Source organism: Chroococcidiopsis sp. TS-821, from assembly GCF_002939305.1.
Lineage (GTDB): Bacteria > Cyanobacteriota > Cyanobacteriia > Cyanobacteriales > Chroococcidiopsidaceae > Chroogloeocystis.
In genome coordinates, this window is sequence record NZ_MVDI01000012.1 from 18,658 (window position 1) to 41,322 (window position 22,665).

A 22,665-nucleotide genomic window follows, 5' to 3' on the forward strand; every position below is an offset into this window, starting at 1 on the left:
CACCTCTGCTTCCTCTGCCTCCTCTACTCCTTCAACTCCCTAACCTCTCAGCAGGATCTACAGGTAAAAGCACATTAAAAGTCGAACCTTCTCCTAAGCGGCTTTTGACTGAAATCGAGCCACCACAGCGTAAGAGAAGTTGCTGCACAATTGTTAAACCAAGCCCAGCACCACTACCCTCCTCACCAGCAGCGGGACGAACGCGGTAGAACCGATCGAAGATCTTAGGAATTTCACTTGGTGCAATGCCAATACCTGTGTCGCGAAATTCGAGTTGGACAAAATCACCTTGAAGACGCGATCGCACCCAAACTTGACCGTTAGTAGGAGTAAACTTGATGCTGTTGTGCAATAAATTAATTACAATTTGTTTGAGCCAAGCACTCACACAAGAAACAGGGGGTAAATCCTCCGGTACAGTGTAAGCCAGCATGATGCCTTTTTCAGTTGCCAGAGGCTGATATGTACTGACAACACCAGGGACAATTTCACTTAAGCGTACTGATTCTAAAGGTGTTTGCACCGCACGTTCTAGCTGGATTAAGTCTAATAAACCATTAATCAACGAGTTTTGGCGATCGCATTCGGTACTAAGTACTTGCAAATACCTTTGTTTTTGTGCAGGTTTGAGTTGTGGAGAATTGAGTAAACTGAGTGCCATCTTCATATGTGCTAATGGTGTCCGCAGTTCTTGACATAGCTCACTCACAAACTCATCTTTCAAAGAAAAACTAGTTTGCTTTTTCGCACGAGTGGCTCTACTAAGTAAGCGATCGCGGCGGAGTTTAGTGCGACTGCGAATTTGTTCTTGGTGATGAATTTGTCTGGTTAAGATTTGATTTAACAATAGCGGCTCAGGAATCGCTGGCACTTCATCAAAATTAGCTGTCAACCCTGCTGATGTTGATTGGCTCGCGCTATTGAGACTGTTAAGTACTGGTTGAATCACGCGTCCTTCAAACGAGTAAAACGCAACTAACGGTGGTTTTTTACGGATTGTCGTTGAGGATGCACTTTCTCTGAGTTTCTGTTGTCGCTGCTTTGGTCCTAGGCGGTATGCCAGAATCAGACCACAAAAATGACTAGAGGCGATCGCCAAAAAGTATTCCCGACGCGACTGATGATTCAGTTTAAGTGGGGTGGTTACGTGAGGAAAGTTCAGTTTGTCGGCATTGTCGCCGCCTTGGGGAACAATAACGTAGGTAGTATGCGGCGGCTGTACTTGGTTGTGGTAACGCTGAATTTCTGCGTGCCAAATTTCCCCTGGCGGTAGCTTGAGCCACAGTGTTGCTAAAATTTGATTTTCAATCAGGACATCAATTGTTGCTCTAACTAGGGAAAGCAAAGTGACAGGGCTGACGGCTAAAAGTTGCGGGGGCGGTTCGACATTCAGAATAGATTTATAAAGCGAATCCATAGTGAGTAATATTGTTTTGCTTTAAAGTTGCTACCTGAGGGAAGCTTCTTGTGCAGAGGAAGCAGGGGTGCAGAGGAAGCACAGGAGAATAAATTAATGATAAATGAGCGTTAACTCAAAACTCACCGCTCAAAACTAGTCACTAACTACTATCCACTAACCACTCGTCAGTAGCTAATAGCCGCCACTCACTTGCATCTTTTGGGCGTTGTGTCTTTCTTGTAAAGCAAATCTTGCTTGTTCGCGATCGTCAAAGTGAATTTTTTCTGTTCCTAAAATTTGGTAATCTTCGTGTCCTTTACCTGCAATGAGCACGCCATCTCCTGGTTCGGCTTCGAGAATTGCGGTACGAATGGCACTCGCGCGATCGCAGATAACCTTGGGCTGCACTGTTTCAGGAATTCCGGCTAAAATATCCTGCAAAATGCGTTCGGGGTCTTCGGTACGCGGGTTATCTGACGTAACAACCGCGATATCTGCTAGTTGCGCGGCAATTGCTCCCATTTTTGGACGCTTTGTGCGATCGCGATCGCCACCACAACCAAACACGCAGATCATCTTACCTGGAATAAACGGGCGCGAGGCTTTGAGTAAATTTTCTAAACTATCGGGGGTGTGCGCGTAATCGACAATCACGCTAATGTCTTGCTCTGGAGCGATTTGCACGCGTTCCATCCGCCCTGGAACTTCTGTAAATTTTGGTAGAGCTTGGGCAATTAATTCTAAATCTACACCCAGATGTAATGCTGCAGCGACAGCTGCCAACATATTTGAAAGGTTGTACTCGCCAACTAAAGGCGAATGAAACGCAATATCTCCTTTAGGTGTATGTAACGTTCCACTCACGCCCGTCGGTTCGTAGTGAAGATCGCTCGTCCAAAAATCCGCTTCTGCATTGTGGATGCTATAGCGCCATAGTTGCGGTCTTGGGATTTGCGCAATGAGCCTTTGTCCGTAAGGATCGTCAGCATTAATCACTGCACGTCCTTGAAGATAGTCGGGACTAAATAACAGTGCTTTTGCCGCAAAATAATCTTCCATATCCTTGTGGAAATCGAGGTGGTCTTGCGTTAAATTTGTGAACACCCCAACTTCAAACGGACAGCCCATGACTCGCCCTTGGGCTAAAGCATGGGAACTCACTTCCATGACACCCCACTGACAACCAGCGTCACGGGCTGCGGCTAATTGTTGTTGAAGTTCAACGGCGAAGGGCGTAGTATGCGTTGCCGTTTGCTCGTAACCTTGCCATCGCGTGTAGAGAGTCCCCATCAATGCGGTAGGAAATTGTGCTTGCACGAGAAAAAATTCAATGAGGTGCGTTGTTGTTGTTTTGCCATTTGTACCCGTCACCCCCACAAGTTTTAGCTGTTTTGCAGGATAGCCATAAAAAGCCGCAGCACAAGAGGCGCACGCTTCTACCATATCAGTTGCCACAATGACGCAAGCATCGTTTGTCGCAGGCTGTTTTTTGGCCGCATCGCTGGAAATTAAAGCGGCGATCGCTCCTGATGCGATCGCACTTTGCCAAAATTCGCCACCATCGACTCGCGTTCCTGGCATTCCAATAAATAGATCTCCCGCTTGGCAAGCATGAGAGTTTGTTTTTAACCCTATTACTTCCATATCGATTGCAGGGTGTTGGGGAATTTCGACAACACTTGCAATATTTGTTAATAAATCCCGCAATTTCATGGCATCAACTCCTCACAACAAAAACTCCAAAGACCCCAAAAAACCTTAGGAAACCTCTTGTGACTTCTAACCTCTGCTACAAACACGCATCCTTTAGTGTGAATCACGAGTTTTGAGATATTTCTGTAGCAATTGCTCCAACTGTGCCACGCTAGCGCGGGGAGAAGGGCGAGGAATTTGTGCTTCTTTCCCATTGTTGTCGTAGCAAAGGACTGGAACTTCGTACTGATATGCTTGCAACCAATCGGTACGAGTTGTAATGTCGCGTACTTCCAAATCAAAGCTGAATGAGTGAATTTGTGCCAATTTTTCCTCCAATCCCTCACACAAATGGCAACCAGGCTTACTGTATAAGATTAATCGCATTTTAAAGAAACTACTTCATAAAAAACAAAGGCTTGATATAAAAAAAATGAAAAGGCTTTCACCCATGCCATCTTTAGATATTCTGGATGTAGGAGAAATAACTAAAGAATTGACATGAGCCTGTCGACCGAATCTTCTCATAGCCAAATTGACAATTTTGATTTAGAACAACTTAACCAAAGATTTGATACTGCTCATCCGAGAGAGATTTTAGCTTGGTGCGTTGAGCATATTGTAAAGGGACTAGTGCAAACAAGTGCCTTTAATGTTGATGATATGGTTATCACTGATATCTTATATCGCGACCTCAAGCACGCAATTCCAATTATTTTTCTCGACACGTTACATCACTTTCCACAAACACTAGAATTGGTTGCCAAAGCGAAAGAAACTTACAATCTTGACCTGCGCATCTACAAAACTCCTGACGCAGACTCGCGTGCAGCGTTTGCCGCTAAATATGGCGAAGCTTTGTGGAATAAGGATATCGAAAAATTCCACTACGTCACAAAAATTGAACCTTTGCAGCGTGGTTTGGACGAACTGAACACCGTTGCTTGGATTACGGGGCGACGTCGCGACCAAGCGATGACGCGTGCCAATATGCCAGTATTTGAATTAGATGCCCAACAGCGTCTTAAGGTGAATCCTTTAGCAAGTTGGACGCGGAAAGATTCCTGGAACTATGTCTTCCAACACAATGTCATTTATAACCCACTCCACGACCAAGGTTATCCGAGTATCGGCGACGAACCTATCACTACCCCCGTTGCTGAAGGCGAAGACGAACGTGCAGGGCGCTGGCGCGGTACAGGTAAAACTGAATGCGGAATTCATATCTAATGAGAGGTGCTCCAGGTGCAGAGGAGAATAAGTAATGACAAACGAGCGTTAACTCAAAACTAGCTACTAACCACTAACAACTAACTACTAGCCACTCATGCTCAAAATCCTCCACTTATCCGATATACATATGGGAAGTAGCTTCTCCCACGGACGTATTGACCCGCAAACGGGAACTAATACACGTTTGGAAGATTTTGTCAAGACGCTTTCACGGTGTATCGACCGCGCGATCGCAGAACCAGTTGACTTGGTTGTTTTTGGGGGCGATGCGTTTCCAGATGCAACACCACCACCGTTTGTTCAAGAAAAATTTGCGAGTCAGTTTCGCCGATTGGTTGATGCGCAAATCCCCACAGTTTTGTTAGTTGGCAATCACGACCAGCATTCGCAAGGACAAGGGGGAGCGAGTTTGTGTATTTATCGGACTTTGGGCGTGCCAGGATTTATCGTCGGCGATCGCCTGATGACACACTACATCCAAACGCGCAATGGTCCAATTCAAGTCATCTCGTTACCTTGGCTAACCCGTTCCACGCTGCTGACACGCCCCGAAACCGAAGGATTATCTTTAGCTGAAGTCAATCAGCTACTTATTGAACGCTTGCGTGTCGCCCTCGAAGGCGAAATCCGCAGCCTTAACCCAGAAGTACCAACGGTATTATTAGGGCATCTCATGGTTGATAATGCGTCTTACGGTGCTGAACGCTTTTTAGCGGTTGGTAAAGGCTTCACCGTGCCATTATCCTTACTGGCGCGCCCTTGTTTTGACTATGTTGCTTTAGGACATGTCCATCGCCACCAGAACCTCAATAAATCGAACGATCCGCCGATTGTTTATCCAGGTAGTATCGAACGCGTAGATTTTAGCGAAGAAAAAGAAGATAAAGGCTATGTGCTCGTCGAAATCGAACGCGGTAAAGTTCGGTGGGAATTTTGTCCTTTACCCGTGCGGAAATTCTGCACAATTGATGTTGATGTCTCAAATGCTGCCGATCCGCAAGCGAAAATATTAAAGGCGATCGCCCAAAAAAATATTCATGACGCTGTTGTACGTCTTATCTATAAGCTGCGTTCTGAGCAACTCGACCAAATTGATACCGCATTATTGCATCAAACATTAAGTCCAGCACATACATACACAATTCAACCCGAATTAGTTAGCCAACTCGCAAGACCCCGCGTACCCGAACTAGGAACAAGTAACGCGATCGACCCCATAGAAGCCTTAAAAACTTATTTAAATAATCGAGAAGACCTCAAAGATATCTCAGCTCCAATGTTAGAAGCTGCACATAAGTTATTAGCGGGCGATACAGAAGAATGGTTCAACATAGAGCCACGTAGTGCAGACAATGCGGATGCTAGTAACCCAGAAGCTACGAACAATACAGACCGTCAACTGCGCTTACTTTAAAGAAGAACTAATAGGTTACTATCTACACGCTCAGCTACAACCGCAGTCAAAATTTTATATCTTCAAAACTAAAAAGCGAGTGGTTGAGCAATTATTTCTCGATCAGGGCTAGTAATTGAAACTCAGCGTTGCTTCAAAAAAGAATTATTAGCACTGAATAATTGGCGACCGACTACTCATTTTTTTCTGGCAAAAGCGAAGTGCTATATGCTTTTTCTACTCTCTTTAAAAGTAGATAGCTGGGTAGAGTGTAACTCCTAATACTGTTATTTAATTAGGTAATTCTTAAGCTGCTCAACAGTAAAGCCTGATTTTTCAGCATAATTACGGATGTGCTAGGAATTTATGGCTTTTATAAGTAAATAAGATGCGAGAATTTACAGACAAAGCTGTACGCATCATCGCCAATAACACTCAACTTTATTGGTTTTAAGCTTGCTATATTGTAATGACAGTAATGACAAGCGATCGCCTAATTTCAATAAAAACTAGGAAATTTGACTTAATAATACAAAATATGTACCTAAAAACTACTGATACTTAACCAGAAAAATCTATTTGAGCGAGCAATGCTTCAAACAAGAAAGTAATAATAAAAATAGCCACTAGCTAGTTTTGTCTCGATGTCAACATTTTTTATGGAATAACTGTAATGAAATATGTTGCTTTTACCAAGTATAATTTATTACTAAACCTATTGAATCTATGAGGGTGCTGAAACCAAACCTATTACTGAAAATACCTAGTAGTAAAGCACGCGAGTCGGGTGGAGTTACATTACATCGATTGCTTGTTGTACCTTTTATACTACAAATTTTTACAGTTGTAGGACTCGTTGGATATTTCTCGCTGCGTAACGGGCAACAGGCAGTTAACTATCTAGCATATCAGTTGATGGATAAAGTCAATCGACTGGTGACACAGCATTTAGATAGTTATCTATCGACACCGCAAAAAATTAATCAGCTGAATATTGATGCCATTCAGCTAGGAATATTAGACGTATACGACTTTGAAAAAGCAGGACATTATTTTTGGAAACAGATGCAAGTGTATGATGTCAGCTACATTGGTTATGCACTTGCTACAGGCGAACTCGTTGCATCTGGGCGCTATTTAGATGGTAAAGGTGTAACGATTGATGAACTTTCTTCACGTACTCAAGGTAAAGCATACACTTATGCAACTGACGCTCAAGGAGACCGCACGCGAGTTTTAAGAATTTATGATAATTATCAACCATTAATAGAATCTTGGTATACATCAGCAGTAAAAGCCCGAAAACCTCTATGGAGTCCAGTATATACTTGGAACGATCCTGCAGGTCACTTGTTGATTACAGCAAGTCATCCTATTTACGATCGGGCGGGGAGACTCATTGGCGTACTTGGTGTAGATTTTCTTTTGACTAAAATTAGTCATTTCTTGCGCAGTTTAGATATTCATCCTTCAGCTAAAATTTTTATTATTGAGCAGAGCGGAGATTTAATCGCTAGTTCTAGCGCAGAAAAACCTTTGACACTTCATCAAGGTAAAGCCCAAAGACTGCAAGTTTTACAAAGTCAAGATCCATTAATTCAAGCGACTGCAGGATATTTAAATAAAGAATTTAGTAGCCTTGGGGCAATAAGTATTAGTCAAGAACTAAGTTTTCAGCATAATAATGAACGTCATTTTATCCACGTAACACCATGGAAAGACAACCTTGGACTTGACTGGTTAGTAGTAGTTGTTGTCCCTGAGTCTGCCTTCATGGCACAAATTAATGAAAATACAAAAATAACAATTATTTTCTGTTTGTTGGCAATGCTATTCGCGACACTTTTAGGAACGTTGACCTCGCGATGGATTACCCAACCAATTCGAGAACTCAGTGCTGCTAGTAAAGCGATCGCTTATGGTGATTTAGACCAAAAAGTTGAGGTTAAAGGAGTCAGAGAACTGGATGTTTTATCGCAGTCATTTAATCGCATGGCATCACAACTCAAAGAATCCTTTGAACAGCTAGAAACAAGAGTAGAAAAACGCACAGCACAACTCAACGAGGCTAAACAAGCCGCTGAAGCCGCGAATCGTGCTAAAAGTGAATTTCTCGCAAACATGAGTCATGAATTGCGTACTCCTCTCAATGCAGTTCTTGGCTTTACAACACTCATGAATCAAGATGTCTCGCTCACTGCTGAACAAAGAGAAAATTTAAAAATTATTAATCGCAGTGGCGAACACCTGCTGACATTAATTAATGATGTTCTTGACATGGCAAAAATTGAGGCAGGTCGGATTACATTAAATAAGAAAAACTTTGATTTATATAGCCTCTTAAACACGATCGAAGAAATGTTTTCCTGCAAAGCTCAGTTAAAAGGCTTGCAGCTACAAATTGAGCGTACCGCAGAAGTCCCCCAATATATAAAGTCAGACGAAATAAAATTACGCCAAATTCTGATTAATCTTGTTGGCAACGCGATTAAATTTACGCAAGAAGGTTGTATATTTCTACGCGTAACAACTATAGACAATCAAGACAAAACGCCAAAAAATACTCCCAAAATAACACTGCATTTTGAAGTAGAAGATACGGGAATAGGAATTGCAGCGCATGAAATTGACATGCTATTTAAACCTTTTGTGCAAACAGAAACAGGACGAAAATCCGAACAAGGAACAGGGTTAGGTTTAGCGATTACGCACAAATTTGTGCAACTGATGGAAGGAACAATTACGCTCAGTAGCGAGTTAGGAAAAGGCACCATTTTTCAGTTCGATATTCCCGTTGAACTCGCCGAAGCGACATCACAGGAAACTGAGACTCAGCGCGTTGTTGGTTTAGAACCAGGACAACCAAAGTATCGGATTTTAGTCGTTGACGATCACTTAGCGATGCGTCGCATTCTAAAACAAACGCTAACCAATGTAGGATTTGAGGTACGCGAAGCTGAAAATGGTCAAGAAGCGATCGCGCTGTGGAATCTCTGGGAACCGCACTTCATCTTAATGGATATGCGAATGCCAGTTGTCAGCGGCTATGAAGCAACCCAGTATATTAAATCTCAGCCAAAAGGGCAATCAACTATTATTGTTGCTTTCACTGCTAGTGCATTTGAGCAAGAACAAGCAACTGTCTTAGCAACAGGTTGCGATGATTTTATCCGCAAGCCTTTTCGCGAAGAAGTCATTTGGGAAAAGCTCAAGCAACATCTTGGTGTTCGTTATATATATGAAAATCCGCATGCAATTCGCGAAACGCTGCAGGGTACAACCCCAGGTTACGCGCTCAATGCTGATAACCTCAACGTTATGCCGACTGAGTGGATTGCGCAACTACACGAGGCAGCAGCGAAACTAGACGCTGAAACCATAGCACAACTTATTACGGAGATTCCTACAGATTATGCTTTCCTAGCCCAAGCATTGCAACAAAAAGTAAACAACTTTGACTTCGATCAAATCATCGACCTAGCTCAGCCATCTTCGTTATGAATAGCTCTTCACTTGATACATCACGCACAATTTTAATCGTTGACGATGTTCCAGAAAACCTGCGCGTCCTGTCCAAAACTTTATTAGGACAAGGCTATCAAGTTCGCTGTGCGAAGAATGGTGCGATGGCATTGATGGGAGCTAATACCGCGCCGCCTGATGTGATTCTACTCGATATCAAAATGCCCGATCTCGATGGCTACGAAGTTTGTCGTCGCCTGAAAGCTTCGCCCACAACGCGCGATATTCCAGTAATTTTCTTGAGTGCTTCGGATGATGTACTTGATAAAGTCAAAGCTTTTGCCGTCGGCGGAGTAGATTACATTACGAAACCATTTGAAATTGCCGAAGTTATAGCCCGCGTTCAAAGTCAGATTGCGCTGCAAAGTGCCAAAGCAGAAATTTCTCAACTTAATGCTCAACTCGAACAACGCATTCAACAGCGCACGATACAACTGCAAGCAGCTAACCAACAACTGCAACGCGAAATTGGAGAACGCAAACTTGCAGAAAAACGCTTACAAGAAAGTGAAGAACGACTCGAAAGTATTTTAAATTCTCTAGAAGAAGTTGTGTGGTCGGTTTGTCCTAAAACCCGCAGAATATTTTATCTCAATTCGGCTGTACAAAAAGTTTATGGTCGTCCTGTTGCTGAATTTTTTGAGAATCCCAACTTGTGGTTAGAAGCTGTCCATCCAGAAGATCGCCGTAAAGTAGAGCGATCGCATCAAATGCTCCTCGAACAAGGTAGTGCTGAATTAGAATATCGCCTTTTACAACCTGATGGCACGCTACGGTGGGTGAGCACTCGTAGCCGCGTTATCTACGAAAATGGTGTTGCCGTTCGTCTCGATGGCATTGTTTACGACATTACACGCCGCAAGCAAGCCGAAGAACAACTAGTTTATGATGCCTTGCACGATGCGTTAACAGGTTTACCCAATCGCAATCTATTTATGGAACGCTTAGAAAGCGCATTACACCGCGCTAAGCGCAACGCTCATTATTTGTTTGCGGTACTGTTTATCGACTTAGATCGCTTTAAGGTAGTTAATGACAGCCTGGGTCATACTTTGGGCGATCGATTGTTATGCGCGATCGCTACTCTTCTGCAACAATGCTTGCGCTCTACGGATACAATCGCTCGATTTGGTGGTGATGAATTTACCATTCTCCTCGATGACATCAAAGATATTACTGATGCTATCCGGATTGCTGAGCGACTTCAAGCACAACTGACGGCACCTTTTCAACTCGAAAACCACACAATATTTTCGAGTGCGAGTATTGGCATTGCCCTCTCGTCGCCAGCTTATCGCGAAGCACAAGATCTACTCCGCGATGCAGATATTGCCATGTATCAAGCTAAAGAACAAGGTAAAGCAAGATACGCCATCTTTGACCAAGAGATGTATCAAAAAAACCTAAAGCTTTTACGACTAGAAAGCGATCTGCGACAAGCTTTAGAACGCCAAGAATTTTGTCTCCACTACCAACCAATCATCTCATTAACGACAGGTAAACTAACAGGCTTTGAAGCGTTAATCCGATGGCGACATCCTCAACGCGGGCTAATTTCCCCCACCAACTTTATTTCTGTCGCTGAAGATATCGGCTTGATTGTGACTATCGGCGAATGGGTACTACAAGAAGCTTGTCGTCAGTTGCAAGTTTGGCAAGCACAATTTCCACATCTAATGCCACTCAAATTAAGTGTCAATATCGCTGGACAACAAATTAGAGAACCAAATTTTATTCACCAAATTGACCGAATTTTAGCTGAAACTGGATTGGATGGCAGTTATTTACAATTAGAAATTACGGAAAGTACACTCATTGAGTATGCACAAGAAACTGTTAGGACTTTATTAGAGATTAGATCGCGACAAATTCAGTTAAGTATTGATGATTTTGGGCAAGGTTACTCGTCTTTAAGCTATTTACATCGTTTTCCAATAAATAGCTTGAAAATAGACCGCTCTTTTGTGAGTGGCATGCATTCTAACGGTGAAAACTATGAAATTGTGCGCACAATTACTACGCTTGCGCATATACTAGGGATGAGCGTCGTTGCAGAAGGCGTAGAAACACCTGAGCAGTTTGCAATCTTAAGAACCTTAGGGTGTGAGTTTGGTCAAGGATATCTTTTCGCGCGATCTTTGAATTGCGCCTCTGCTACAGCTTTAATGGCGAGCGATCCTCAATGGCTAGAGTTGACTGAGCTAAATCAACCTTTATAGATAGATAGTTATATATTACACTTGCAACGCCATCTGATTCGATTTGTGGAAGTTATTTTTTTATGAACTGCTCTAGTTCACATAAATTAAAAAATCTAAAATAATCGTATTTTTTTATTTTTAGAATGTTAAACTTGAGAATTATTCTCATCTTTTGATGAAGCGTATTTTAAAATATTCTTACCAAGATTAAAAACTTGTTTAATTAGAAATAAAGGTAAAATAATGACGATCCCTAGTATACTAATAAAAATCAGAAGGAATAGATAAAATATACGTTCAAAAGTATTATAGGGTTTGGCATTTTTTATAGATTGCTCTGATTCTTTCATTGCGAATATCTTGTTTTAAATAATTAGGCATATTTTTGCTAACAGGAACTATTAAAAAATAGTTGAAAAGTAAGGATTTAAATAGAGCGCCTCAATTAGCTGCGCTCAAATTCGATTCTAACAATAGGATATAAGAACTGAATAAAATTAAAAAACCACTCCAAAGAAAAAATTTTAAAGTAAAGCGACTAAGGGTTAAAATATTTGGCGAGTTGCTAGTCGTGTAACTGTGCTAAATCGTTCTAATCCAGAATTGTCTCCCTGTTCCCAGCATCTACCAAATCAGCGCTGGCAAATCTATTCCGAACAAACTGAACTCGCCCAGAAACTGGCTGAGGCTGCTCAACTATCGCCAATTGTAGGTCAAGTACTAGCTAATCGCGGCATAGAGACACTCGAACAAGCACAAACATTTCTAGACCCCGAATCACAAGTCCTTCCTTCTCCACTAGAAGAGTTTTCCGATTTGGCGTTGAGTGTGGAATTGTTACACGCAGCGATCGCGCATCAGCAAAAAATCGCAATTTGCGGTGACTACGACGCCGATGGAATGACAAGTACCGCGTTATTACTGCGATCGCTCCGCTGGTTGGGTGCAAACGTTGACTATGCAATTCCTAGCCGGATGCATGAGGGATATGGGATTAATCAGCGCATTGTTGAAGAATTCAAGCGCGAAGGCGTCGAGTTAATTCTCACGGTTGATAACGGGATTTCCGCTTATGATGCGATCGCCAAAGCTAGAGAACTCGACCTCAAAGTGATTGTCACCGATCATCACGACATCCCGCCACAACTACCCCCAGCGAACGCGATCCTCAATCCTAAACTGATTCCAGAATCTTCGCCGTATCGCGGACTTGCAGGCGTAGGAGTGGCATACATTCTGGCTGTCTCGCTGGCACAAAAATTAGGACAAATTGCCGGATTAGTCAAACCTCTGCTTGAGCTATTTACCCTCGGTACAATCGCAGATCTCGCCCCGTTAACCGGCGTTAATCGTCGTTGGGTAAAGCGTGGCTTGCGGTTACTACCGCAATCACAACTAGCAGGAGTGCAAGCTTTAATTCAAGTTGCAGGCGTGCAAAATAACACTCATAGCACCGTCAATGCCAAATCGCTTAAGCCTGATGATATCGGTTTTCGATTAGGTCCAAGAATTAATGCTGTAGGGCGCATCGCCGATCCGCAAATTGTTATTGATTTACTGACAACAGACGATAAGGGAATTGCACTAGAACGCGCGATGCAGTGCGAACAAATTAACCAGCATCGTCAACAATTGTGCGAACAAATCGAACGAGAAGCGATCGCCTACATTGAACACAACCAAATCAATTTACTAGAAGAACGCGTTTTAGTCGTTGTGCAAGCCGATTGGCATCATGGTGTCATCGGGATCGTTGCATCGCGCTTAGTCGAGCGCTACGGCGTTCCTGTGTTTATTGGAACTTACGAAGACGAACACAATATTCGCGGTTCTGCGAGAGGAATTCCCGAATTTCACGTTTTTGCTGCTTTAGAATTTTGTCAAAACTTATTAGGTAAATTTGGCGGACATAAAGCCGCTGGGGGTTTCTCGTTACCTGCAAAAAACTTAGCCGCACTGCGATCGCGGTTGCGGGAATTTGCCCATCAATGCTTGCAAGTCGAACACCTCAAACCATTGCTCAAAATTGATGCACAAGCGCATTTTAGTCAAATTGATCGTCAACTCTACAAGCAATTAGACGCGTTGCATCCTTGCGGTATTGATAATCCTTATCCACTATTTTGGACAGCTAATGTTGAAGTGGTCGAACAGCGAATTGTCGGTAAAGGACATATCAAACTGAAATTAGCACAAAATGAAGGGACGCAGCGGTTTGAGGTAAATGCGATCGCCTGGAGAAAGGCGCGCGATTATTTCCCGCTACCACCACGCATAGATATTGCCTACTGCTTGCGCGAAAATACCTGGAACGGTAACACTACAATTGAACTCGAATTAGTCGGCGTGCGCCTACCAACACAACCCGTTAAAACTGCATCACCTGCTTTAAAAGCGGAGTTTTATCACAATCAACGCCGTTATATCTGTGGCATATTTACAAGTAGTTCAACAGCTGAATTGCGAATAAAAAACGATCGAGGTCAAATATTGGCGATCGTGCAAGGAGAATCCACAGGATTTTTAGGTACTAAGCGCGAAACAGCCCAGCAAGTTGATATCACGCGATCGCACTTTCACCAATTAGTCATCGCTGCGTATACTGCTTTAAATCAGTTATCCAAGTAAATTATTCTGTTGTTAGGTAACTTAGGTTATGATTGTTGCGTAAGTTCCCTCGCAAACAGCATTCATGTAGTATTTAAATTCGACGATCTTTTTATTTGTACTGCGATCGCAGTTGAAGAGGCGAGTCGTTTAGCATCATTCGATTCTTCCCCTGTCAGAGGTCAATCAGCAAAGACTGGATAGTTTCAGTAAAAGTCTCCTGAATTAGGAGTTTGAGTTCTTCAATTGTTAGAGCCTTAACTTACATAGAGTCAGACGGTAATTAAGTTAATTTAGTATTGTGGCATTTAAAGTGCTTGGTGTTGGCGCGGCATAACTTGAAAGTGCGATCGCTATGCCAATCGCAAAACTATGAAAAGATGAACAAAACAGCACGCGAGAAAATGTTGGCAAATGAGCCATATATCGCCATCGATCCTGAACTTGAAAGTATGTACAAAAAAGCACAAAATCTCTTACATGCTTTCAATCTATCACTTCCTGACGAGAGCGAAAAACGGCGCGAAATTGTGCAAAATCTTTTCGGCTCAATCGGTCAAGTTTTTGAGGTTAAACCACCTTTTCGTTGCGACTATGGTTGCCATATCTACGCTAAGGAAAATTTGTATATCAATTACGATTGCATCATCTTAGACTGCAACAAAGTTTATCTTGGAAATAATGTATTGCTTGCCCCAAAAGTACAAATCTACACAGCGTATCATCCCCTCGATCCAGAAATGAGGAGATCCGGCTTGGAGATGGCTGCGCCGGTCGCAATTGGCGATGATGTTTGGATTGGCGGTGGAGCAATTATTTGTCCAGGAGTCACAATTGGAAACAACTCCACAATTGGCGCGGGAAGCGTTGTCACCAAAAATATTCCTGCTAACGTCGTTGCCGCAGGAAATCCTTGTAGAATCATCAAAGAATTGTAAAGTTGACAGGCTTGTCACTACAAGGCAAAGCTGTTTTAAAATTTTTTGTTGAATTTGAATAACTTATGGAAGAAAGAGCGATCGTCAACCAAAGTAAGGATTGAGAAAGGCAGAAGGAAAATTTAATTTCGCTCTCGCTTCATGGTTGAAAGTCCCTAAATTTTTTTATAAAAAACAAAAAAGATGTTCGAGACGCGCAGCGTTAGAAATACGGTGTATATCAAACTTCTGCCTTTCGCCTTCTGCCTTCCACCTTCTGTCTTCTAAACTCCTTCTACATATTGCCACCGCGTGCTGCCAAAATAAAGATGATAATTGGACCAGCAAGCATGATCAGCGTCACACTGACTAACTGAAAAAAGGTTTCCCACTGAAAAGTGCTAATTCCTTCAAAAATTCCAGATACAACGTCCATTTTTCCTCCCATTACCTAGCCGAGTTAGTAACTCAGATAAAGCTCCGCAATCGATTTTACCTGGATGACGATGACTCGATTTAACTAACTTAATAAATCTATAAAAAACAACAAACAATTATAACGGCTTTCTCATATTACTGACCTGCTAGATAAAATCGTTAGACTCGAAGTGCAAGAAAAATCATAGCCCAAATTCGACCTATGGCCACCTGGCGTTGTGTAAAGCAATGTGGAGCTTGCTGTAATCTCGATCCAGCAGAGCGTCCAGATATTGAAGATTATTTATCACCTGACGAACTCGAGCTTTATTTAAGTATGGTAGGTGCCGATGGTTGGTGTACTAACTACGATCGCTTAACACGCGAATGCCGCATTTACCCAAATCGCCCGCGCTTTTGTCGCGTAGAACCCGCGGTATTTCAGGATATGTACAATGTCTCTCCAGAACAATTAAATGACTTTGCCATCGAATGCTGTCAGCAGCAAATCAGTGGTGTTTATGGCGATCGCAGCCTTGAAATGTTGCGCTTCGAGCAAGCGATACAAGACTAATTTCTGACATTCGCGCGATCGTGGGGTTGATTTTTGTAACAAAGATCCGAGAAAATGAAAAAAATATGAAAGCGCTGCGACGTTTTGAATACCTGTGAAACTTGAATTACCCACTCAGTTCCGTGAAGAATCTGAACTCAAATCTGAGCATATTGCAATTGAAAACCCTAACGAGACGATAACCGAAACACAACCTTATTCAGCTTGCACGCAGTCTTCACGGACAGTATTTGCAACAACCTTCGTCACGATATTTTTAGCTGAGTTTGGCGATAAAACACAGCTATCCACCCTCTTGATGAGTGCTGAATCTCAATCACCCTGGATTGTCTTTGGTGGTGCAGCAGCAGCAATGATTGTCACAAGTTTACTAGGTGTCCTCGTAGGGTGCTGGATTGCAACTCGCATTGCACCTCAAACCGTGGAAAAACTTGCAAGCGTTAGTTTACTTTTGATTTCTATGATGCTGTTTTGGGATGTCTTGCAATAATGGATTGGAATTTACTCGGACTGAGTTTTATCACAGTATTTTTATCCGAACTTGGCGACAAAAGCCAATTAGCGGCGATCGCGCTTAGCGGACGATCGCAATTCCCCCGCGCGGTATTTTTGGGAACGGCAGCCGCGCTATTATTAACTAGCTTACTTGGTGCTTTAGCTGGTGGATGGGCAGCCGAACTATTACCCGTCAAGACAACAAAAATACTTGCAGCTTTCGGATTTACCTTTCTCGCAATTCGTTTGTGGTACAACTCTGAATTATCGCAAAATGAAGAAAACTAAAAGCCCCTACTGAGAGTCAGGGGCTTTCTTGCACGGATTATAATGGAGTTCAACTTATTTGCGGATTCCCCACCACAACAGGGTACTACCCGCAACAAATTTTACTGTTTCTAATACCCAGTAGCCTGCGTGTAGTAAGTTCATTGTGGTAGGAACTTCAGTTACTGAATCGAACAAATTCAACTGCACGCCTGTAGCAGACATTTGCGGAGTCAAAAAGTAAGTAGATACTAAAGGAACAGCGAGCAAGAGTAAAGCGAGAATTATCGTACCGCGTTGCCGATTGTCTTCGATAAATTGTGTTTTGTTTAACACTAGAACACTCGTTACCACTAAAGCTGCTGCTAATAATTCGATGCGATTATAGTTCCAGAAAATCAAATACCCTGCAGTTGTAAATCCCGCTTGGGTCATCATTCCAGAAATATATAAACTGGGCATAATTACCCAGTCTAAAATCAGGCTACTACTCAGCCAAAATCCTAGAGTTAAGAGCGCAACATTCTGCCAAACAGAACGCTTAAATTGAATACTAGAAATAGTCATAATAATTGCCATGATTTACTTTGATATTTTTAGCTTAACGAATTTGTTATGACACGAATGTGAAATATTTTTTAGAACTTCTCAGGCTGTGCAAAAATACTTTTTTTATGTTCACAAAAGTTTAAATAAGAATTATTAAAAATGGTATTTAAGTCATAATTAATGAAAGATCGCTTAGAAAAAAATTAAAATCATGAATCTGCTGAATCCGAGTGTTTTTAGCACGACACTTATTCTCGTAACAGGAATAAGTGGAATCATTCCACAAGCGGCGCAAGCAGTTCAATTAAGCGACGGTACAGTTTATTTTGTGCAGCCGCCAAGTTTAGTTAGCGCAACAACGACGGTTAACAGCGTTAGTGCTTGGGGAGCAACGTATTACTTCACAATAAATATTCCCAAAAATGCTGATGAACCCTTGCAAAGAGTCACAATTAAACAGCGGGATGGTAGTAATCACGTCCGCTTTAGACTTGATGATAGTCGTGCCTTTGAAGGAACGCGCGATCGCCGAGGTACGCAGTTAACTTTAGGTGAAGTGACGCGCGATCGCGATACTCGAACAGTTACCATGACATTTGACCCGCCAGTAGCTCCAGGAAGAACAATTACAATCGGTTTACGCCCTGTTCGCAATCCCCTATTTTCTGGAGTTTACTTATTTGGCGTGACAGCGTTTCCTCCTGGCGAAAAAGCCCACGGTCAATTTCTCGGCTTTGGAAGGTTTCACTTCTACGGCAACAATCGACCTTTGTTGTTTCGCAGTCTACCGTTTATACATTAGATAAAGATGTGCGGCGTTGCGCAGCTTGAGTGAGTAGCGATTCGGCAAAAGCGATCGCATCACGTGCCGATTTGCCACCCGCAAGCGTTGCGAGTTCTTCGCGGCGAGTCGTGAAGTTATCCAGTGCAGTGACGCGGACAATTGTGCGTAAGTCAGAATTTGTTGCTGAAGTCTCCTCAATCACGTGTTTATCGACACGAAAATGCCGATCTGCCATGGCGGCGACTAAAGGTTGGTGCGTGACACACAAAACTTGATGATGTTGACTGAGCTGGTGTAATTTCTCGGCGATCGCCTGTGCCACTCTTCCAGAAACACCAACATCAATTTCATCAAAAATCAACGTTCCCGCTGCATCAGCTTCGGAAAAGCACGATTTTAAGGCTAATAAAAAGCGACTCATTTCCCCACCTGAAGCGATCGCCGTTAGCGGTTGTAGTGGTTCGCCTGGGTTTGGACTAAACAAAAACGTAATTTTGTCTGCACCCATCGCTGTCGGAGATGTCGCCGTCACTTCCACCTGAAACTGAACTTTTTCCATTGCTAAGGGCTTCAGTTCTGCGATTAACCGCGCTTCGAGTTGTGCTGCAGCAGTTTGACGGAGAACGGTTAATTTCTCACAAGCTTGATTTAATTTTTTGAGATATTTCTGTTCTTGTTGTTCTAGGGCTTCAACCGAGTATTCGCTGCTATTGAGTTCTTCTAGTTCGGCAGCAATTTTTTGATAGTAAGCGATCGCATCGTGTAATGTTGGACCGTACTTGCGACAAATTTGCTTAAGTTCGCGAATGCGTTCTTCAACTTCAACAAGTCGCTGCGGATCGGCTTCTAAGCTTTCACCATAAGCATTAATTTGCCGTCCTGCTTCGGCGATCGCAGCTAAGGCTTCACTTACCAAGTCCAAAATCGGCTGTAACTGCGCATCATATTGCACCATATCAGTTAACTTTGCTTCTGATTGCGCGAGTAAATCTGCACCTGCAGGTACGTCATCATCATTTTGATACAACGCTTGGTAAACTTGGTAGCTCAATTGCTGCAACTCGACAACGTGACTGAGGCGCTGGCGTTCTTGTTCGAGTTGTTCAAATTCATCTGGGTCAGTGAGATTCGCGGTTTTGAGTTCTTGGACTTGATACGCGAGTAAATCGAGTTGTTGCAGGCGATCGCGTTCTGATTGTCGCCGTTTTTCGAGGACGGTTTTTGCTTGCTGATAATCTGCAAAAGCTGCACTGACAATTTCGCGCTGTTGAAAATGCGCCGCACCACCATAAGCATCCAACCAATCGCGAACGAGTGCGGGTTGTCCAACTTGTACCGTTTGCCCTTGCGCGGTAATTTCTACGATGCGATCGCGCAATTCTGCCATTAATTGGCGATTTACTAAAATACCATTCACCCGCGAGCGACTGCGGAGGCTACCTCCTGTGGTCGTCATTTCGCGACTACAGACGATACAGTCTTCATCAATTAGCTCAATTTCTTGCGCAGTCAACCAAGAAATCATCTTCGCATCGAGTTTGAATGTTGCTTCTACCAACGCCCGATTTGTTCCGGTGCGAATCACGCGACTAGAAACTTTACCTCCCAATGCCGCATCAATTGCATCTAAAATAATCGACTTTCCCGCACCAGTTTCGCCCGTTAATACATTTAAACCCGCACCAAAGTCGAGTTCTAGCTGGTCAATTAACGCAAAGTTTTCGATCCGCAGGCATATTAACATAATGTTGAATTCACCGTGAGGGCAGATGCCGCAAGCTGACAATCTAGAGGACACTATTTTTAATTATGAGGAATCTGAGGTCAGGGTTAAAACAAAATATTGATACAAAAATCAAGCTAATGCATTCCAGCGTGGTAAGTACTGTATTTCCAGCGAAACAACTGAAACGTGAAGCTTACCGCAAAACTTGTTACAATTATTAACATAGTTCCGCTACAGCGGTTAGAGATTCATGAACGGAAAATACTACTCTTCACAACTTACTGAGCCTGCAACCACCCCAGCTATGCAAGTAAATGACCTAACCGTCGTAGAGGAGCGACTATCACATCATACTGTTGTTCCCAGTGCTGTAGAACCTGAAACGCTGCGCTACGACCCAGTTGAAATTGCCGAATACTTTCGTCATAGACCGCTTGAAGTTGTTGGGCGGGTTCTGAGAGTTATCTTTCCTATACTCAGCTTTGCATTTGGTTTATGGTGGGATCGCCAACGCAACCGCGTAGGAGAAAATCAAAGACGTCGGGCAATTCAGTTACGCGAACTGTTGACTCGATTAGGGCCTGCGTATATCAAAATAGGTCAAGCGCTATCGACTCGACCTGATTTAGTTCCGCCGGTGTATTTAGAGGAATTAACTCAGCTCCAAGACCAACTCCCACCGTTTGACAACGAAATCGCGTATCGATTTATCGAAGAAGAACTCGGCGATCGCCCCGAAAATATTTACGCAGAATTGTCACCACAGCCACTTGCTGCTGCTTCTTTGGGGCAAGTTTACAAAGGTAAGTTAAAAACAGGCGAGACAGTCGCAGTTAAAGTTCAGCGTCCTGACTTGCGCGAATGTATCACTGTAGATCTATATATACTTCGTCGCATCGCTGCCTGGGCAAACAAGAACATCAAGCGCGTGCGTAGCGATTTAGTGGCGATTTTAGATGAATTCGGCTATCGCATCTTTGAAGAGATGGATTACATCCAAGAAGGTGAAAACGCCGAACGCTTCACTCAGCTTTACGGTCATATTAAGGATATCTACGTTCCCAAGATTTACTGGCAGTATACGCAGCGTCGCGTTCTGACAATGGAGTGGATTGTCGGCACAAAGTTAACTCAAGCCGAAGCAATTCGCGCCCAGGGAATTGATGCGCGCTATCTCGTTGAAGTCGGCGTTCAATGTTCGTTGCGCCAATTACTCGAACATGGCTTTTTCCACGCCGATCCGCATCCAGGTAACTTGTTAGCAACTCCTGATGGCAAACTAGCGTATCTCGATTTCGGCATGATGAGCGAGATTAAACCGCATCAACGCTATGGTTTGATCGAAGCGATCGTCCACATGGTTAACCGCGATTTTGAAGGTTTAGCCCGCGATTATGTCAAGCTTGACTTTCTAACTCCAGATACCGATTTGACTCCAATTATTCCCGCGTTAGCGCGCGTTTTTAATAATGCTTTAGGTGCAAGTGTTGCAGAGCTAAATATTAAAAATATTACCGATGAGCTATCGGCATTGATGTACGAATATCCCTTCCGCGTTCCAGCCTACTACGCGTTAATTATCAGGTCGTTGGTGACGTTAGAAGGAATTGCGATTAATATCGACCCCAACTTTAAAGTTCTCAGTGCGGCTTATCCCTACGTTGCGAAGCGATTGCTCACGGATCCAGCGCCCGAATTACGCGCGTCGTTACGCGATTTGCTGTTTCGAGACGGTCGTTTTCGTTGGAATCGCCTAGAAAACTTATTGCGCAACGCGCGTAGTAGTCAGGAATACGATTTCAATCAAGTTTTAGACCAAACGATCGAGTTTCTCTCCTCTGAACGCGGTGCTTTCATTCGCAACAACCTCGTCGATGAAATTGTTAAAGGTATTGACGCTTTAGGTCAAAATACCTTGCACAACGTCACGAGTAACCTGCGCAATCGCCTCCTCAAAGCACCTTTAGCCAACCGCCTCGCTTGGGCAATCGAAGAAACACCCAACGCCTCTGTTGAGCAAGAACAAACGCTAGAACACATCAAGCGCGTGTGGAATATCTTGCAAGATACCCAAGGCTTTGACGCTGCCAAAATCGCGCCGCAGATTCCACAACTCTTGTTAAAACCTGAACTACAACGCATGGGGCAACAAGTTGCTAGCCGTTTAGCCCAACGGGCGATCGCGCGTTTGATTCGAGAAGTCCTCGTTTCGCCCGAACCAGCGTACGCTAACGGTCAAGTTAAGAAACCTGCGATCGCGCCTGTTCCAGCTAAAACACAAGACAGCCAAGCGAACAATTTCGCGGTTAGGTTAGCGGCTAGCGAACAAACAAGCTTCAGATAAAAAGCCTAGCGAATAAATTCGCCGCTAATAAACAAAGTCCGCCTACGCGGACTCGCATCTAAAACCGTTCTTCAGTTTTCCCCTTCTCGTTCGCGCTTCAAACTTTCTTCCAACGCTTGAATTTGTTCGCGACGCGCTTCAACCTCGAGCGATCGCCTTGCCAGCTCTTGAGTTTGTAAAGTTAAAGTTTGTCGCCACTGTTCTGCTCTTTCGGTTTCCTGCTGTAAAAACGCTGGAGTAATGCCACTCGTTAAATAAGTTTTGATCAAATCCAGCACCCAATTTGTCGCATTTTCGATATGCTGAATTTCCCCTGTGGGGGATAACTCCAACAAGACCAGTAACCCTTCATGCAGTTGTTCAGCATCAGAGCTTTTTAACACTTCAGCCGGCGGAATCACTTTTTCCTCAGTCAAAATTGCCCAGGTGTACTCAGCTTCTTGAACCGCAAGTAACCGAAGATTCAACTTCCCAGATAGTTGTTGTTTTTGCACCTGAGCCAAATGTCGCATTGTCTGATAGAGGGGTGAAGGGGAGTAATTTAT

The 22,665-nt window shown here is 43.3% G+C and carries 18 protein-coding genes; 11 read left to right on the forward strand and 7 right to left on the reverse strand.

The window, feature by feature from the left end:
* Positions 1-31: 31 nt before the first annotated feature.
* The 3 genes from B1A85_RS20645 to B1A85_RS20655 form a co-directional block, all read right to left on the reverse strand.
* The gene (locus tag B1A85_RS20645; RefSeq protein ID WP_104548612.1) at positions 32-1,417 is read right to left on the reverse strand and encodes a DICT sensory domain-containing protein; all 1,386 of its coding nucleotides are present in this window, start codon (positions 1,415-1,417) and stop codon (positions 32-34) included.
* 174 nt (positions 1,418-1,591) lie between these two features.
* Complete coding sequence (locus B1A85_RS20650; RefSeq protein WP_104548613.1) at positions 1,592-3,112, reverse strand: UDP-N-acetylmuramoyl-L-alanyl-D-glutamate--2,6-diaminopimelate ligase; 1,521 nt, start codon at positions 3,110-3,112, stop codon at positions 1,592-1,594.
* Positions 3,113-3,205: 93 nt separating this feature from the next.
* On the reverse strand, positions 3,206-3,478 hold the full coding sequence (locus B1A85_RS20655; protein ID WP_104548614.1) for a glutaredoxin family protein: 273 nt from the start codon (positions 3,476-3,478) through the stop codon (positions 3,206-3,208).
* Between the two features lie 114 nt (positions 3,479-3,592).
* Here B1A85_RS20655 and cysH point away from each other — a divergent pair, with 114 nt between their 5' ends.
* The 6 genes from cysH to B1A85_RS20690 all read left to right on the forward strand — a co-directional run bounded on the left by cysH (position 3,593) and on the right by B1A85_RS20690 (position 14,985).
* A complete protein-coding gene (cysH, locus tag B1A85_RS20660; RefSeq protein WP_104548615.1) occupies positions 3,593-4,321 on the forward strand; it encodes a phosphoadenosine phosphosulfate reductase in 729 nt (242 codons plus the stop codon).
* A 97-nt stretch (positions 4,322-4,418) separates the two neighbouring features.
* Complete coding sequence (gene sbcD, locus B1A85_RS20665; RefSeq protein ID WP_104548616.1) at positions 4,419-5,738, forward strand: exonuclease subunit SbcD; 1,320 nt, start codon at positions 4,419-4,421, stop codon at positions 5,736-5,738.
* Between the two features lie 705 nt (positions 5,739-6,443).
* Complete coding sequence (locus B1A85_RS20670) at positions 6,444-9,218, forward strand: hybrid sensor histidine kinase/response regulator (protein ID WP_104548617.1); 2,775 nt, start codon at positions 6,444-6,446, stop codon at positions 9,216-9,218.
* On the forward strand, positions 9,215-11,458 hold the full coding sequence (locus B1A85_RS20675; protein ID WP_104548618.1) for an EAL domain-containing protein: 2,244 nt from the start codon (positions 9,215-9,217) through the stop codon (positions 11,456-11,458). The genes B1A85_RS20670 and B1A85_RS20675 overlap by 4 nt, the downstream gene beginning before the upstream one ends.
* Positions 11,459-12,019: 561 nt before the next feature.
* Positions 12,020-14,068, forward strand: coding sequence for a single-stranded-DNA-specific exonuclease RecJ (gene recJ / locus B1A85_RS20685; RefSeq protein WP_104548620.1), 2,049 nt, complete (start codon positions 12,020-12,022; stop codon positions 14,066-14,068).
* Between the two features lie 359 nt (positions 14,069-14,427).
* Positions 14,428-14,985 (forward strand): sugar O-acetyltransferase, encoded by a 558-nt coding sequence (locus B1A85_RS20690; protein WP_104548621.1) that lies wholly within the window; start codon positions 14,428-14,430, stop codon positions 14,983-14,985.
* 274 nt (positions 14,986-15,259) lie between these two features.
* On the opposite strand, the gene psb30 is transcribed toward B1A85_RS20690, so the two are convergent.
* Positions 15,260-15,400, reverse strand: coding sequence for a photosystem II reaction center protein Ycf12/Psb30 (gene psb30 / locus B1A85_RS20695; RefSeq protein WP_210404630.1), 141 nt, complete (start codon positions 15,398-15,400; stop codon positions 15,260-15,262).
* 204 nt (positions 15,401-15,604) lie between these two features.
* Between psb30 and B1A85_RS20700 the strand changes: the two genes are divergently transcribed.
* The 3 genes from B1A85_RS20700 to B1A85_RS20710 all read left to right on the forward strand — a co-directional run bounded on the left by B1A85_RS20700 (position 15,605) and on the right by B1A85_RS20710 (position 16,738).
* Positions 15,605-15,955, forward strand: a complete 351-nt coding sequence (locus tag B1A85_RS20700) for a YkgJ family cysteine cluster protein (RefSeq protein ID WP_104548622.1) — start codon at positions 15,605-15,607, stop codon at positions 15,953-15,955.
* Between the two features lie 151 nt (positions 15,956-16,106).
* Entirely contained in the window at positions 16,107-16,445 is a 339-nt protein-coding gene (locus tag B1A85_RS20705; protein WP_371681698.1) for a TMEM165/GDT1 family protein, read from the forward strand.
* Positions 16,445-16,738 carry a TMEM165/GDT1 family protein gene (locus B1A85_RS20710; RefSeq protein WP_104548624.1) on the forward strand — a complete coding sequence of 98 codons (294 nt, stop codon included), beginning with the start codon at positions 16,445-16,447 and terminating at the stop codon, positions 16,736-16,738. The genes B1A85_RS20705 and B1A85_RS20710 overlap by 1 nt, the downstream gene beginning before the upstream one ends.
* A gap of 54 nt (positions 16,739-16,792) precedes the next feature.
* On the opposite strand, the gene B1A85_RS20715 is transcribed toward B1A85_RS20710, so the two are convergent.
* Entirely contained in the window at positions 16,793-17,287 is a 495-nt protein-coding gene (locus B1A85_RS20715; RefSeq protein WP_104548695.1) for a hypothetical protein, read from the reverse strand.
* 190 nt (positions 17,288-17,477) lie between these two features.
* On the opposite strand from B1A85_RS20715, the gene B1A85_RS20720 reads away from it, so the two are divergent.
* A complete protein-coding gene (locus B1A85_RS20720; protein ID WP_104548625.1) occupies positions 17,478-18,068 on the forward strand; it encodes a DUF2808 domain-containing protein in 591 nt (196 codons plus the stop codon).
* On the opposite strand, the gene recN is transcribed toward B1A85_RS20720, so the two are convergent.
* Complete coding sequence (gene recN / locus B1A85_RS20725; RefSeq protein ID WP_104548626.1) at positions 18,058-19,794, reverse strand: DNA repair protein RecN; 1,737 nt, start codon at positions 19,792-19,794, stop codon at positions 18,058-18,060. The genes B1A85_RS20720 and recN overlap by 11 nt on opposite strands.
* Positions 19,795-20,026: 232 nt before the next feature.
* On the opposite strand from recN, the gene B1A85_RS20730 reads away from it, so the two are divergent.
* A complete protein-coding gene (locus B1A85_RS20730; RefSeq protein WP_210404631.1) occupies positions 20,027-22,120 on the forward strand; it encodes an AarF/ABC1/UbiB kinase family protein in 2,094 nt (697 codons plus the stop codon).
* Positions 22,121-22,191: 71 nt separating this feature from the next.
* Here B1A85_RS20730 and B1A85_RS20735 read toward each other — a convergent pair whose 3' ends face one another.
* The gene (locus B1A85_RS20735) at positions 22,192-22,632 is read right to left on the reverse strand and encodes a hypothetical protein (RefSeq protein WP_104548627.1); all 441 of its coding nucleotides are present in this window, start codon (positions 22,630-22,632) and stop codon (positions 22,192-22,194) included.
* Positions 22,633-22,665: the final 33 nt, after the last annotated feature.

Coding starts and splice junctions, on each gene's coding strand:
- B1A85_RS20675 (WP_104548618.1), top strand. CDS start 9,215: ATGAATAGCTCTTCACTTGATACATCACGCACAATTTTAATCGTTGAC.
- B1A85_RS20735 (WP_104548627.1), bottom strand. CDS start 22,632: ATGCGACATTTGGCTCAGGTGCAAAAACAACAACTATCTGGGAAGTTG.
- B1A85_RS20650 (WP_104548613.1), bottom strand. CDS start 3,112: ATGAAATTGCGGGATTTATTAACAAATATTGCAAGTGTTGTCGAAATT.
- B1A85_RS20700 (WP_104548622.1), top strand. CDS start 15,605: ATGGCCACCTGGCGTTGTGTAAAGCAATGTGGAGCTTGCTGTAATCTC.
- psb30 (WP_210404630.1), bottom strand. CDS start 15,400: ATGGACGTTGTATCTGGAATTTTTGAAGGAATTAGCACTTTTCAGTGG.
- B1A85_RS20690 (WP_104548621.1), top strand. CDS start 14,428: ATGAACAAAACAGCACGCGAGAAAATGTTGGCAAATGAGCCATATATC.
- B1A85_RS20730 (WP_210404631.1), top strand. CDS start 20,027: ATGAACGGAAAATACTACTCTTCACAACTTACTGAGCCTGCAACCACC.
- sbcD (WP_104548616.1), top strand. CDS start 4,419: ATGCTCAAAATCCTCCACTTATCCGATATACATATGGGAAGTAGCTTC.
- B1A85_RS20670 (WP_104548617.1), top strand. CDS start 6,444: ATGAGGGTGCTGAAACCAAACCTATTACTGAAAATACCTAGTAGTAAA.
- cysH (WP_104548615.1), top strand. CDS start 3,593: ATGAGCCTGTCGACCGAATCTTCTCATAGCCAAATTGACAATTTTGAT.
- B1A85_RS20720 (WP_104548625.1), top strand. CDS start 17,478: ATGAATCTGCTGAATCCGAGTGTTTTTAGCACGACACTTATTCTCGTA.
- B1A85_RS20710 (WP_104548624.1), top strand. CDS start 16,445: ATGGATTGGAATTTACTCGGACTGAGTTTTATCACAGTATTTTTATCC.
- B1A85_RS20645 (WP_104548612.1), bottom strand. CDS start 1,417: ATGGATTCGCTTTATAAATCTATTCTGAATGTCGAACCGCCCCCGCAA.
- B1A85_RS20655 (WP_104548614.1), bottom strand. CDS start 3,478: ATGCGATTAATCTTATACAGTAAGCCTGGTTGCCATTTGTGTGAGGGA.
- recN (WP_104548626.1), bottom strand. CDS start 19,794: ATGTTAATATGCCTGCGGATCGAAAACTTTGCGTTAATTGACCAGCTA.